This window comes from Siminovitchia fortis, assembly GCF_007681465.1.
Classification (GTDB): Bacteria; Bacillota; Bacilli; order Bacillales; family Bacillaceae_C; genus Siminovitchia; species Siminovitchia fortis.
Window position 1 is genome coordinate 17559 of sequence record NZ_VEKZ01000050.1, and the last position, 12938, is coordinate 30496.

Annotated in this window: 14 protein-coding genes; 2 read left to right on the forward strand and 12 right to left on the reverse strand. The window is 47.1% G+C overall.

Annotated elements, in window-relative coordinates:
- Window positions 1–130 precede the first annotated feature (130 nt).
- From FS666_RS14505 to FS666_RS14540, 8 genes are all read right to left on the reverse strand, one after another.
- A complete protein-coding gene (locus FS666_RS14505) occupies window positions 131–862 on the reverse strand; it encodes a LutC/YkgG family protein (protein WP_144461652.1) in 732 nt (243 codons plus the stop codon).
- Entirely contained in the window at window positions 859–2277 is a 1419-nt protein-coding gene (locus FS666_RS14510; protein WP_144461655.1) for a LutB/LldF family L-lactate oxidation iron-sulfur protein, read from the reverse strand. The genes FS666_RS14505 and FS666_RS14510 overlap by 4 nt, the downstream gene beginning before the upstream one ends.
- A gap of 48 nt (window positions 2278–2325) precedes the next feature.
- A complete protein-coding gene (locus FS666_RS14515) occupies window positions 2326–3048 on the reverse strand; it encodes a (Fe-S)-binding protein (protein WP_144461658.1) in 723 nt (240 codons plus the stop codon).
- A 191-nt stretch (window positions 3049–3239) separates the two neighbouring features.
- Entirely contained in the window at window positions 3240–3941 is a 702-nt protein-coding gene (locus FS666_RS14520) for an ABC transporter ATP-binding protein (RefSeq protein WP_144461661.1), read from the reverse strand.
- Complete coding sequence (locus tag FS666_RS14525; protein ID WP_144461663.1) at window positions 3934–4704, reverse strand: ABC transporter ATP-binding protein; 771 nt, start codon at window positions 4702–4704, stop codon at window positions 3934–3936. The genes FS666_RS14520 and FS666_RS14525 overlap by 8 nt, the downstream gene beginning before the upstream one ends.
- A complete protein-coding gene (locus tag FS666_RS14530; protein WP_144461666.1) occupies window positions 4701–5654 on the reverse strand; it encodes a branched-chain amino acid ABC transporter permease in 954 nt (317 codons plus the stop codon). Before FS666_RS14530 ends, FS666_RS14525 begins: the two co-directional genes overlap by 4 nt.
- Window positions 5655–5658: 4 nt before the next feature.
- Window positions 5659–6543: a branched-chain amino acid ABC transporter permease gene (locus FS666_RS14535; RefSeq protein WP_120070137.1), complete on the reverse strand. Its 885-nt coding sequence runs from the start codon at window positions 6541–6543 to the stop codon at window positions 5659–5661.
- 83 nt (window positions 6544–6626) lie between these two features.
- Complete coding sequence (locus FS666_RS14540; protein WP_144461668.1) at window positions 6627–7784, reverse strand: ABC transporter substrate-binding protein; 1158 nt, start codon at window positions 7782–7784, stop codon at window positions 6627–6629.
- Between the two features lie 270 nt (window positions 7785–8054).
- Here FS666_RS14540 and FS666_RS14545 point away from each other — a divergent pair, with 270 nt between their 5' ends.
- Complete coding sequence (locus tag FS666_RS14545) at window positions 8055–9197, forward strand: MFS transporter (protein WP_144461671.1); 1143 nt, start codon at window positions 8055–8057, stop codon at window positions 9195–9197.
- A gap of 45 nt (window positions 9198–9242) precedes the next feature.
- The gene (locus FS666_RS14550) at window positions 9243–9515 is read left to right on the forward strand and encodes an alpha/beta-type small acid-soluble spore protein (protein ID WP_144461674.1); all 273 of its coding nucleotides are present in this window, start codon (window positions 9243–9245) and stop codon (window positions 9513–9515) included.
- Between the two features lie 39 nt (window positions 9516–9554).
- Here FS666_RS14550 and FS666_RS14555 read toward each other — a convergent pair whose 3' ends face one another.
- The 4 genes from FS666_RS14555 to glmM all read right to left on the reverse strand — a co-directional run bounded on the left by FS666_RS14555 (window position 9555) and on the right by glmM (window position 12803).
- The gene (locus FS666_RS14555; protein WP_144461676.1) at window positions 9555–10412 is read right to left on the reverse strand and encodes a DUF4097 family beta strand repeat-containing protein; all 858 of its coding nucleotides are present in this window, start codon (window positions 10410–10412) and stop codon (window positions 9555–9557) included.
- Window positions 10399–10965 (reverse strand): DUF1700 domain-containing protein, encoded by a 567-nt coding sequence (locus FS666_RS14560; RefSeq protein ID WP_120070123.1) that lies wholly within the window; start codon window positions 10963–10965, stop codon window positions 10399–10401. Before FS666_RS14560 ends, FS666_RS14555 begins: the two co-directional genes overlap by 14 nt.
- The gene (locus FS666_RS14565; protein ID WP_120070120.1) at window positions 10962–11282 is read right to left on the reverse strand and encodes a PadR family transcriptional regulator; all 321 of its coding nucleotides are present in this window, start codon (window positions 11280–11282) and stop codon (window positions 10962–10964) included. Before FS666_RS14565 ends, FS666_RS14560 begins: the two co-directional genes overlap by 4 nt.
- Window positions 11283–11453: 171 nt before the next feature.
- Window positions 11454–12803, reverse strand: a complete 1350-nt coding sequence (gene glmM, locus FS666_RS14570; RefSeq protein WP_120070117.1) for a phosphoglucosamine mutase — start codon at window positions 12801–12803, stop codon at window positions 11454–11456.
- Window positions 12804–12938: the final 135 nt, after the last annotated feature.

The window sequence follows — 12938 nt, forward strand, 5'->3', positions numbered from 1 at the left end:
GGAGACTTTATAAGAGAGTTGGAGACTTTATAAGAGAGTTGGAGACTTTATAAGAGAGTTGGAGACTTTATAAGAGAGTTGGAGCGCGCCCTCGCCCTGCAAGGGCTCGGCGCGCTCCAACTCCCGCAATCTATGCATCGTCCACAATGATATAGGTGGCATGGACAGGACCGTGCACGCCAACAACAAGGCTCATCTCAATGTCGGCGGAGTTGCTCGGCCCGGAAATGAAGTTGACGCAGGAGGCAACGGTTTCCCCGGCCGCGATCCGCCTGTCGATTTCGGCAGCAGCCTGGGTGATCCTTGGAACGATGGTGCTTTTCGGAATGACGGCGATGTAGTTTTTCGGAAGCAGGCTCACGGAGCGGCCTTTCCCTTCATCTGAAAAAAGGACTACTGTCGCGGATTCTGCAAGTGTAATATCGCTGAAGGTGATGCCGACATCGGCCCGCTCGGCCGCAGCAATGCTCCCGGCCCGATCTTCAGAATTCCACTCACACAGCTCATACTGCCCTAACACCCCGTTCAATCCAAACTCTGAAAATCTTGGATCCTTCCACGTAACAACCGACTTGCACTCATTCCGGTCCAGCGCTTCTTTTAAAGCGGCTCCAAGCTCCGCCCTCTCCGTTTCAATGACTTCCGTGTGAACGAGCAGGCACTGATTCTTCAACACTTCAACAAGTTCATCACTGGTCAAGCCCGAAAAAACTTCCCATTGAGGCTTAAGCCCCCAATCAGGCCGGACAGGTTTTTCCACCACACGTTCCCGTCCAAAACTTTTAGCCAGTCGATCAAGGAACGGCTCCCGATTGGCGATTTGGCCCTTGGGCCCGGCCGCATTGACGTCTTGCACACTCATTCGCCCGCCCCCTTTCTCCGTTCCCTATACAAGTCCCGGAATCTCTTTTTCCCGACGGAAGGCAGGTTGCGCGACCCAGTCCAGCCCCGGATCGGCTTCGGCCCGCCCTTGGACATGCCCGCAATCACTCCGCGTGCAACTGTGGCGGATTTTGTACTTATCCTATAAAGCCGGCTGGATGATGTGACTGTCCGGAACGTTTTCATCGCCATTTTTTCTCCGGCAGGGGCGAGGCCCTCATCCTGAACGATCCGCTGACGGTGTTTATAGAGCAATTCGTGAAGCGGGATGCGCACAGGGCATACTTCCGTGCAGGCCGCGCATAATGAGGAGGCATAAGGAAGCTCTTTATATTCCTCGTAGCCGCCCAAAAGCGGGGTCAAAACAGCTCCGATCGGCCCCTGGTAAATCGAACCGTATGCATGTCCGCCGATGTGGCGGTATACCGGGCAAACATTGACGCAAGCCGCACAGCGAATGCAGTGCAACGCTGATTGGAATTCCGTCCCAAGGATTCCCGATCTGCCGTTATCGACGATCACCAAATGAAATTCCTCTGGTCCGTCAGCCTCTCCTTCCATTTTCGGCCCGCTTAAGCACGTTACATATGTTGAAAGTTTCTGCCCGACTGCACTCCGACATAGCAAGGAAACCATCACTTCGAAGTCTTCCCACGTCGGGACGAGCCGCTCCATTCCCATAACGGTGATTTGCGTTTTCGGCACCGTTGTCGAAAGCCGCGCATTCCCCTCGTTCGTCACGATGCCGACCGTTCCCGAATTGGCGATCGCAAAGTTGCACCCGGTTATGCCGACATCTGCTGATAAAAATTCCTTCCGAAGCTGTTCGCGCGCGAACTGTGTCAGTTCTTCCGGCTTTTCGGTTCCGGCGTACCCTCTTTTTTCTGTAAAAATATCCCGAACCTGCTCTTTCGTTTTATGAAGGGCTGGTCCGATAAAATGGGATGGGTGGTCGTGATCCAATTGGATGATATATTCGCCAAGGTCCGTTTCAACGACTTCACAGCCGGCTTTTTCCAACACCGGATTCAAACCGATTTCTTCTGTGACCATTGATTTTGATTTGACCACTTTCTTTGCCTGCTTCTGACGGACAACCTGTTCGATGTAATCGTTGGCTTCTTCTGCTGTTTCAGCAAAAAACACATGCCCGCCCCGCTTCGCCACATTTTCGCTTAACTCCGTCAAATAGTAGTCAAGATGTTCTATCGTATGCGAACGGATTTTTTCGCCTAAATCGCGCCAGCGTTCCCAGTCGCCCAGCTCATCGACCGCCTTTAATCGAACTGATTGAAGACGTTCCTGTGCAGGGGGTACTGCCCTCTGTACATCGGGATCCTGCAGCGCTTCGTCCGCACGCACATCAAATGCAGCATTGCCGATTTTAATTCCCATTTGCCTCTCCCCTTTCTAGTTCAACGCCCTTTATCTTACGCCAAGCGCCTACGCTTTTGTTTTATTTAAAACTTCAGCCAGATGCATCACTTTGATAGGCAGTCCTTCCCGCTTGATCCTTCCTCCGATGTTCATGAGGCATCCGCAGTCTCCGCCAATGAGCACGTCTGCACCCGTTTCCTTGATATGCTCCACTTTTTCATCCACCATCGCCGATGAAATATCGCCCATTTTCACCGAAAAAGTTCCGCCGAACCCGCAGCAGTCCTGGCTCCGCGGCAATGGCTCAAGTTCAAGCCCCTCCACATTTTTCAAAAGTGTCATGGGAGCATCTTTCACACCGAGCAGGCGGGTCATGTGGCACGATTTATGATAGGTCGCACGTCCCTCAAAGGCTGCTCCTACATCCTCCATTTTTAAAACATCTACAAGAAACTGGCTGAATTCGTATGTTTTATCCGCTAAAATCTTTGCTTTGCTCTCCCACTCCGGATCGCCCTTGAAAAGTTCAGGATATTCCTTGAACATATAAGCGCAGGATCCGGATGGCGTTATGACGTATTCCGAATCGGCAAATGCCGTCATCATCTGCTTCATTGCCTCTTTGGCGTCCTCCAGGTATCCGGTGCTGTAGGCAGGCTGGCCGCAGCACGTCTGCGTTTCCGGAAAGTCCACTTCACAGCCTGCCCTTTCCAGGACTTCAACAACGTCCATCCCGACTTCCGGGTAAAAAACATCAGCCAAACATGTAATGAATAATGAAACCTTCATCCTCTTCCCTCCATTCTTCGGGGGCCTGTCCCCCAACAAGGTAACGCGTTAAAGCAATGGGGGACAGGCCCCAAAATGGTCCTTTTTAAAAGATTATCACTTTACCCGGCAACTATCCAACGGAATAGCCCCGGAAAAATTCCCCCGGGGCTTAACTCAATCCGACTTTATGATCTTGTTTTTCTCCCGCATCAATACCCCAAATAGGCAGCTTTGATCCGCTCGTCGCTGAGCAGTTCCTGTGCAGGCCCGTTAGTAACGACACGCCCGGACTCCAACACATAGCCATAATCCGCTATGCGCAAAGCCTGGCTGGCATTTTGCTCAACGAGCAGAACAGTTGTGCCGGATTCGCTGATTTCCTTGATAATTTTAAAAATCTCCGCAACGATGAGCGGCGCCAGGCCCATGGACGGCTCATCAAGAAGAAGCAGTTTCGGCTTCGACATGATGGCCCGTGCAATCGCAAGCATCTGCTGCTGGCCTCCGGACATCGTGCCGCCAAGCTGAGCCTTTCTTTCACGTAAAATAGGAAAACGCTCCATCACCATTTCCAGATCGGCCGCCACCCCCGAATCTTTCCGGTGGTAGGCACCCATTTCAAGGTTCTCAAGAACGGTCATGTTCGACAAAATGCCGCGTCCTTCGGGCACAAGAGCCAATCCCCTTCGCAAAAGCTGATCGGGACGAAGTTTCGTGACATCTTCCCCTAAAAACTCGATCTTACCGGTGCGGGCTTTAAGCAAACCGGCGATCGTTTTCATCGTCGTTGTTTTTCCGGCTCCGTTTGCCCCCAATATCGTGACAATACTTCCCTGTTCCACTTCAAGATTAATTTCTTTAAGTGCTTGAATATTATCGTAAAAAGTACTGACGCCCGTTACTTTAAGCAAGGTCATCCTCCTCTTTCCCGAGGTATGCCTCAATTACTTCCTGGTTATTCTGGATTTCTTTAGGCAATCCTTCTGCAATTTTCTTTCCGAAGTTCAATACGACGATCCGGTCGCACGCCCGCATGACGAGCGGCATGTCGTGTTCAATCAATAAAATCGTAATGTCGAGCTTTTTGATTTTTTGAATCAGCTCAAACAGCTCGTTCGTTTCTCTTTCATTCATTCCCGCAGCCGGCTCATCAAGGAGCAGGAGCGATGGATCGCTTGCCAGCGCGCGGGCAATTTCAAGGCGCCGCTGCTGACCGTATGCAAGGTTTTCCGCCAATGTATCCACATGCCCGGCTAAATTGACCGTCTCCAATAATTGCCTCGCCTTTTCCCTTAAGGCCGTCTCTTCTTTTTTCTGGAATCCGGTCCGGAAGACACTTCTAAAAACGCCCGAATCCAAACGGCAATGATTGCCCACCATCACATTTTCCAGCGCGGTCATTTCAGGAAACAGACGGATGTTTTGGAATGTCCGGCAGATTCCTTTTTTCGTAATTTGATGGGGTTTCAAATTCGTCAATTGATCCCCATGAAAAGAGATTTGGCCGCTGGAAGGAGGATACATCGCGGTAATCATGTTGAACATGGTCGTTTTCCCGGCACCGTTTGGCCCGATCAAGCCCAACACTTCGCCTTTTTCGATGGAAAACGATACATCTGTCAATGCCTGGATACCGCCGAAGTTTTTACTGATTTGATCGACCGCAAGTATCATGAAGCTTTCCTCCTTTGCCCTCGTCCCCGCTTTTTAAACCAATTGACCACTTTTACATCGATAAGGCCCTGCGGACGGTATGCCATCATAACAATCAGAAGCGCACCGTATACCATGAAACGGTAGTCGCTGATGAATCTGAGCACTTCCGGCATGGCTGTTAAGAATATCGAACCGAAAATGGGTCCCCAAATGACCTCGCTTCCGCCAAATACAGCAAAGATCAATATTTCAACCGCACGGTGGTAAGCAAAGTCGGACGGGCTTATATAAGCGGTCACGTGTGCATAGAGCGCCCCTGCAAAACCTGCAATCATGGCGCCCTGCCCGAACGCAAGGATTTTATAGTACGTAATGTTGACTCCCATCGCTTCAGCCGCTCTTTCGTCCATCTTGATCGATGCGTAGGCACGGCCGATCCTGGAATGTTCCTGTCGGATGAAAAAGGCGATAACTGCCACAACGATGATTAATAAAATGAGAAAGACTGCAAGACTGATAAATTGGTTGTTTCTAAGTCCCAGCATGTCAGGTGTAAAACCAATGCCTTTGCTGAAAGCAAGAACTTCCCGTCCCAAATGCGGGATCCCAGAAATACCGACTGCTCCCTTTGTAAGGGATTCCCAGTTAATCAGCAGCACACGGATGACTTCGCCGAAACCAAGTGTGGCAATCGCCAGGTATACTCCCTCTAGGCGTAATGCCGGGAATCCCACAATCACCCCAACGATGCACGCTAGGACTGCTCCTGCAACAATCCCGACAATCATCGGCATATCATAGTTCAATGTCAATATCGTCGTCGTGTAGGCTCCAATACTCATAAAACCTGCATGTCCAAGTGAAAGCTGTCCGGTTGAAAGAGTCACGTACATGCTGACACCCAGTAAAATATTAATTAATACGAAAGACCCAACTTGTAAGTAATATGGATTAATGAATTCTAACATGTCCTCACCGCCCATCTCCCGAAGCGGCCTTGCCAAAGATTCCTTGCGGCCGTACGATTAAAATAACAATAATGGCAACAAATGCGATCGCATCCCTGTATCCTGAATCCCCGAAAGCAACAACCATTGTTTCCGAAAGACCGAGAATCAGACCGCCGGCCATGGCTCCATTGACGCTTCCCATTCCACCGAGAATAATAATGGCCAATCCTTTTAATCCAATGGATAAACCCATTTGGGGTGCAACAGAGTTGAATGCCAGTCCCACGAGCACGCCGGCAATTCCACCCATTGCCGAAGCGATGACAACAGTGAGTGTGATCATTTTTTTCGTATCCACTCCAAGCAAGCTTGCAATCTCCAAATTTTCGGCACTTGCTCTCAATGCCTTGCCTGCTTTTGTCTTTGAAAGCCAGAATGACAGCCCCACCATCAAAATAATGGCGATGGCGAATATGACAATTTGCACATAGTATACAGAAACCGATCCTATCTGAATGCTCATTTCGGAAAGCGGCGTTCTGAAAGGCTTATTTCCGGCTCCAAATAAATGGTGTGCAAGGTTTTCCAAAAATATGGATACACCAATTGTACTGATCAGCGGCGCCAAGTGGGATACTCCTTTTTTTCCCCGCAGCGGGCGAAGTGCCAGGCGCTCCATTAAATAACCAAGCACTGCCGTCACAATGATGGCTGCGAGAAAAGCAACATAAAGGGGCATGCCCAGTACACTTGTAACCAATACTCCCATAAAGGCACCGAACATGAAAATTTCTCCGTGGCCCATGTTAATGATATTCAGCACACCAAACACGAGAGTATAGCCGAGAGCAACGATCGCATATATGCTTCCGAGAGTCAGACCGTTGATTATCTGTTCAAGTAACAAATTATTTTTCCTCCCGTTTCAAATCTACTTTTGTTTTTCGGCATACAAGCCCCCGTTCAGGAACGGAGGCTTGATTTTAAGTCTTACTTAAACTCTTTAAACTTCCCGTCTTCAATAATCAATACTGTAGGCTCCATGACAATGTCTCCGTCTTCATCAAAGGACATTGTTCCAAGGACACCTTCAAAGTCCTTGATTCCCGCCAAACCATCACGGATGGCATCCGGATCGTCCGAGCCTGCTGTTTTGATTGCTTCAGCCATCAAGTAAAGTCCGTCATAAGCTTGCGCAGCAAATTGGTCAGGGTCTTTTCCATATTCTTCATTGTATTTTTTGACAAAGTTCTGTACTTTTTCATTCTCTTTTCCGGCAAACCATGGTGTAGCAACGATGAGGCCGTTGGCCGCATCCCCGGCAATATTGATGATCTCCGGTGAGTTGAATCCATTTCCGCCTACGAATGGTACATCAATGCCCATTTTTCTGGCCTGGTCCAAAATGACAGCTCCTTCATTGTAAAGAGCGGATGCAAGAACCAAGTCAGGTTTCAGGTTTTTAATTTTGGTCAATTGCGCTTTATAATCGGACTGCCCAATTTGGAAGGTTTCAGTCGTTACCACTTCAAGCCCCATGTCTTCTACCGTTTTCTTCATGGTGTCATAGCCGGACTTCGTGAATACATCATCATTTCCATAAATAAGAGCAACTTTTTTCGCACCATATTCATCAACAGCTTTTTTAACAGAAGCCGGAATGGCCACCGCCTCTGGAATAGAGTCGCGGAATACATACTCCCCGATCTGCGGAATTCCGTCTGCTGTTGTCGATGTTCCCAAGATTGGAATACCGTTCATATCAGCTTCAGGTCCTACGACGTTCATCTCAGTACTTAGTGTCGGCCCTATGATCGCAGATACATTTTCATTGTTCATCAATTTCTGGGCAGCAGACAACGCTTGATCCTGGGCTCCTGCAGAGTCTTCTATCACAAGGTCGATTTTCACTTCTCCCTTATCTGTAAGTTCTTCGTTAGCCAGCTTAAGCCCGTTTGTAATGGCCTCTCCGTAACTTGCGCCGGAACCGGTCAACCAGGAAATAACTCCGACTTTGGCCTCTACCGTCTCGCCGCCAGATTTATCATTATTTTCAGACCCCTTACTCGCAGAGTCCCCTCCCCCACATGCCGCAAGCAGCAAGGTGCTGAAAAGTGCGACAAATGAGAATGTTCTTTTTAAAGACATCTTTCTTCCTCCTACTTTAGTAAAATCTTATATCTATTAATAATACACAATATTATCTGTAAATAATAGAGTCATTTTTAAAAATGCTGTTGATTGAAATGTAAGACTTATTGTTTATTGGTGTCGAAAATATTGAGACGATCATGTTTCCTCCATATAGGAATTCAGTTACTATCATTAAGTATGGATTCGAAAAGCCTAACCTCTTGCCTAATTATTGGGAACACGAGAGAATAGAATTTGATTATCATATTGAGGTGTTTATATTTAATGCGTATTTTTGTATATATCATTATCTTTTTTTCCTTCTTTGACTTATTTTCACAATTGCCCATCATGACACCGCTGGCGGGTTCGCTTGGAGCTACACCATTTGTGACCGGCCTCGCTGTCGGGATGTTTTCATTTTCAAACATGATAGGAAATATTGCTTCGGGTTTTTTGACGGATAAAAAGGGACCTTTCCTGATTCTCCTTGCAGGTTTGCTATTGACAAGCGTATCCCTGTTTTTGTATCAGCTTGCTTTTGATCCGCTGTTATTGCTGTTTGTGCGCTTTATTCATGGCTTGCATGCCGGCCTGATTGTGCCGGCGGCATTCACATTTATAGCAAACACGGCTGCCAAGAATGAAAAAGGCAGGGGCGTCGCCCTTTCCGGAGCATTTATAGGCATGGCCGCCATTATGGGCCCGGCTTTTTCCGGCATTCTGGCCAGCAGAACGAACGAAGTGACAGTCTTGCAGGCAACGGGATTTGCCATGCTTATTTTGGGGGTTCTCGCTTTTTTTATCTTGAGGAAAAAAACGATTGACGCCCGTCCTGCAGCCCGGAAAGAAGCAAAGCGCCCTGTGCGCCAATTATTCCGGAACCGCCCGATTGTCAAGGCATTCTCAGGAGCTTTTTTCCTTATGTTTTCCCAAGGGGTGCTTGCCTATATGCTCCCATTGAAAGTGGAAGCACTTGGAAATGATACGCAGACGGGCGGAATGCTGTTAAGCACATTCGGCGTTGTGGCAGTTTTGATTTTTGTTTTGCCAACCAACCGCTTGTTTGACCGCGTCAAGCCATTGAACACGTTGGTTTTTGGCATGCTTACAATGGCAGTCAGCATGATTTGCATCAGCTTTTCCATGAGCCTGTCCCTTCTGTTTGTATTGATGGCCCTTTACGGCACGGGATTCGCCTTTCTTTTTCCTTCAATCAACTCATTGCTCATTGAGTCGACAACAGATGAAAACCGAGGGAAAGCATATGGTTATTTCTATGCCTTCTTCTCCATCGGGGTTGTGGCTGGATCGGGGATCACAGGCTTATTGGAGCTTTCCGCGAATGGAGGTTTTTTATTCACTGGCATTTTGCTTATCGTAGCCACCGCTTTTATCAAATTTTTTAAAAATCCTGTTGAGGCATAGCCATAACCAATAGGGAAACACTACCTTAAAAGGAGGTTTCCCAAAATGGCCAGAAATAATAAAATATTGGTTCCTGAAGCCAGGGCTGAATTGGACCAATTAAAAGCCCGGGTGATGAAAGAAAAAGGATACTCGGTCAACCCGGCAAAGCCTGACAATGTGAAATATGAAGTTGCAAAAGAACAGGGAATTCCCCTGAAAGAAGGATACAACGGCCAATTGACTTCCGAGCAGGCCGGCAAAGTCGGCGGGCCGATCGGAGGCAATATGGTCAAAGAAATGATTAAGATGGCCCAGGAGAAAATGAAGAAAAAATAATAAAATTGTACCGCTGATCCGAGGAACAGCGGTACAATTTTATTTTGTCACTTTCACACTTCCATTGTTCGTTATCAGTTTGATTTTATTTTCACCCTTGCCTATGGAGGCATCTCCTCTAAAGGTCTGCCCAAAAATGTCCACTTTGCCATTATCCACCCTTACATCAAAAGAGGCATTCTTAGGTTCTTTTGCCGCTTGGATTTCAATTCCCCCGTTATCCGTCTCCAACTCAATCGACCGGTCCAGATTATCCGTTACAAAAGAGATATGGCCATTGTTCGTTATTCCTGATATCTTCCCTTCAACATCTTCAAGGATAATTTTGCCGTTATCCGACCTTGCGGTAAATGAAGATGCCTTTACACTTTTCGCTTCAATCCGGCCATTGTTCGATACGGCCGTAACATTCGAACCTTGTATATCCTTCAGTTTTACCCTTCCATTATCTGTGTCGGCAGCAAACTCTTTTGCTCTTATTTTTTCAGTGCTGATCCTGCCGTTATCGCTTTTTAACCTGATGGAGTCATACTCCTTTTCAGGTATATATACCTTTAAAGCCAGGGGTGGCGTAATATCAAAAGTGAATAACATTTGCCTTTCTTTCAGTTTTACATATAGTGTGTCGCCTTTCACATCGGCGTCAAATTTGAATTTCTTTCCTTTTCCCCTTTTTCCCGACAACTCTGCTGTTACAGTGGAATCCTTTGTTGGAATGATTTCGATTCTTGAATTGGTCGTCTTGACGTCAATCTTGGTAAAGTGGCTGTCATGAATCGTTTTGGCCTCCGAAACGTCCGCAGTTGTCATTTTGGATTTAAAAGTCAGCACACTTCCGGCAATGCCTACAATCAAAAGTGCCAAAGCAATGACGGAAATTTTTTTAAGCACGTTCATGTTTCAAGCCCCCTTTTACAAGTCTCGTGTTGAATTTCAAATAACGGACGAAACCGTTGATGATGGCACGGGTTGCAAAATACATCCCAATCCCAATAAACAGCCCTATGCCCGAAAGCAGTAAAGAGAAAAACAGATCAAACCATTCAAAAGCGTCTGGAAAAATAACCGCGTTAGCAATAAACAGCAGGGGCGAAACAATAAATGCGATGCCTGATGCCCAGCCTGAAACAAGGATTCCCAAAACAGCTATGAAAGGCCCAAGTACAATGACCAGATTGAAAAAGCTCAGGCCAATCACAGCCCATACGGCACGAAAAACGTTTCCTGTCGTTGCGGTGGCCTCCACCTTTTCAAGGTGATAATCTGCAAGCAGCTCCTTGGCAATTTGCTGCGGAGAACCGAGCGATGCCGCAATCTCCTCCTCCGCTTTTCCTTCTTCCTTGCCAATGGAAAAATGCTCTTCGAAATCCTGTAAAATATCCTCTCGTTCCTCTGAAGGAAGTCTTTTTAAAGATGATTCCAAAATCCGCATAAACTGATATTTTGTCATTCCCCTACACCTTCTTTGATCAATTGATTGACGCCGCTCGAAAATTGCTTCCATTCGTCAATTAAGTCATACAAATGGTCCCTGCCTTTTTCGGTCAACTTGTAATATTTTCGGGAAGGACCTTCTGTCGACTCCTTCAGGTAAGTTGTAAAAAATCCGTCCTTTGCCAAACGTCTCAAAAGCGGATACACTGACCCTTCGGATATGGCAATCTGATTGGAGATTTTCTGTACAAGCTCGTATCCATAGCGGTCTTTTGTATGTAATAAAGCAAGAACACAAAGCTCTAAAACACCCTTTTTAAACTGTACATTCACTGTTGATCACCTCATGCATACAATATATACTACTAATCAATGTATAATACCGGAACAAAAAAGTTCCGCCACTCCCAATAAAAGATTAACACAAGGTATTGTTTATTACAAGGTACTATACATAAAAAGATGCATGGAGCAGCTGCCGCTGTTTCATGCATCCAGTCATCATTAGTCTTCCAATCCCATTTCCTCTTTTACCACTTCAGCAATACGCTGTACATATTCCTCACACGCTTCCTCCGTCGGTGCCTCTGCCATCACGCGGACGAGCGGTTCTGTTCCGGAAGGCCGGACAAGGATTCTGCCGTTTCCGTTCATTTCCGCTTCAACTTCCTCTATGACAGCTTTCACTTTTTCATGGTCCGTGACGTGATGTTTGTCCTTCACCTTGACATTGACAAGCTTCTGAGGGTATTTCTTCATTTCTTTAGCCAATTCAGAGAGCGGCTTATCCGTCATCCTCATAATGTTTACAAGCTGCAGGCCTGTCAAAAGGCCGTCGCCTGTCGTGTTGTAGTCCAGGAAAATAATATGCCCGGACTGTTCTCCGCCCAGATTATAATCATTTTTCTTCATCTCTTCCACGACATAGCGGTCGCCCACAGCTGTCGGCACACTGTGCATTCCGTTGGCTTCCAATGCCTTATAGAAGCCCAAATTGCTCATAACAGTGGAAACGACTGTATCCTGTTTCAGGCGTCCTTCTTCTTTCATGTGTTTTGCACATATGTACATGATTTGGTCGCCGTCCACTATCTTCCCGTTTTCATCGATGGCGATAAGACGGTCGCCGTCTCCATCAAACGCCAAGCCGATATCCGCCTGCTTTTCTTTAACAAAAGCAGCCAGGCTTTCCGGATGAGTGGAGCCCACTCCATCATTAATATTCAGCCCGTTCGGGGACGCACCCATTGTGGATGTATCGGCATCAAGGTCAGCAAACAAGTGGGTTGCAAGAGCGGATGTTGCACCGTTTGCGCAATCAAGAGCCACGTGAATATCGGTAAATTCCTCATCGACTGTCTGTTTAAGGAATTGTAAATATTTCTGGCCGCCTTCAAAATAGTCGTTCACGATTCCAAGATTCGCTCCTGTAGGCCGTGGAAGTTGATCTTCATTCAAATCAAGCAGTTCCTCGATTTTGGCTTCTTCTTCATCCGAAAGCTTAAAACCGTCCGGCCCGAAAAATTTAATGCCGTTATCAGGAACAGGATTGTGGGATGCTGAAATCATCACTCCAGCCTGGGCCCCGAGAGCTTTCGTCAAATAGGCCACTCCTGGTGTTGAAATGACGCCGAGGCGCATGACTTCCGCTCCTATGGAAAGAAGGCCTGCCACAAGCGCCCCTTCCAGCATATGCCCGGAAATCCGGGTATCCCGTCCAATCAGAACCTTAGGATGCTCTGCGCTGTTTGTTAAAACATAACCGCCGAAACGGCCCAATTTGAACGCCAGCTCCGGAGTAAGCTCCGCGTTGGCCACTCCTCTTACCCCGTCTGTTCCAAAATATTTACCCATATCGATTGTATCGCTCCTTCTTTCACCTATGTTTAAACAGTCATTTAACAAAACTAACCCGAAGTGTGCTATGAAAGTATAAGATTTTTTAGCTTTAAAATTTTGAACAAAGCCTTTTGTTGTCTAGCTCCAGCG